Origin of the sequence: Bacteroides sp. AF29-11, from assembly GCF_003602895.1 — a bacterium.
Lineage (GTDB): Bacteria > Bacteroidota > Bacteroidia > Bacteroidales > Bacteroidaceae > Bacteroides > Bacteroides uniformis.
Genome location: NZ_QTLY01000002.1, coordinates 1 through 405 on the forward strand (window position 1 = coordinate 1; position 405 = coordinate 405).

Below are 405 nucleotides of genomic sequence, written 5' to 3' on the forward strand. Positions count from 1 at the left end.
AAAGCATCTAAGTACGAAGCCAGCCACAAGATTAGATTTCTTAGGGTCGTTGTAGACTACAACGTTGATAGGATGCAGGTGTAAAGGCAGCGATGTCATAGCCGAGCATTACTAATTGCCCGTTCACTTTTTGCCTTCCGTGTATGGAGGTATATACGTTCAGCAATATATGGACACTTTACTTTTTTCTCATCATGTCTGCCTTATTCAGGTGACTACAGCACCGGGGTTCCACCTCTTCCCATTCCGAACAGAGAAGTTAAGCCCGGTCACGCCGATGGTACTGCGTAACAGTGGGAGAGTAGGTAGTCGCCGTTTTCAGAAGAAGCCTCCGTGTCTGATAAGGATACGGAGGCTTTGTTCGTTTTTGGCGGTCTCATAAACTTTTCTTATATTTGCGCCGAA

General features: G+C 45.9%; 2 rRNA genes. Both read left to right on the forward strand.

Annotation, left to right across the window (positions count from 1 at the left end):
* A 23S ribosomal RNA gene (locus DWZ03_RS02670) occupies nt 1-136 on the forward strand; the annotation flags it as partial.
* 71 nt (nt 137-207) lie between these two features.
* Nucleotides 208-318: ribosomal RNA gene (rrf, locus tag DWZ03_RS02675) — 5S ribosomal RNA — on the forward strand.
* Nucleotides 319-405 lie beyond the last annotated feature (87 nt).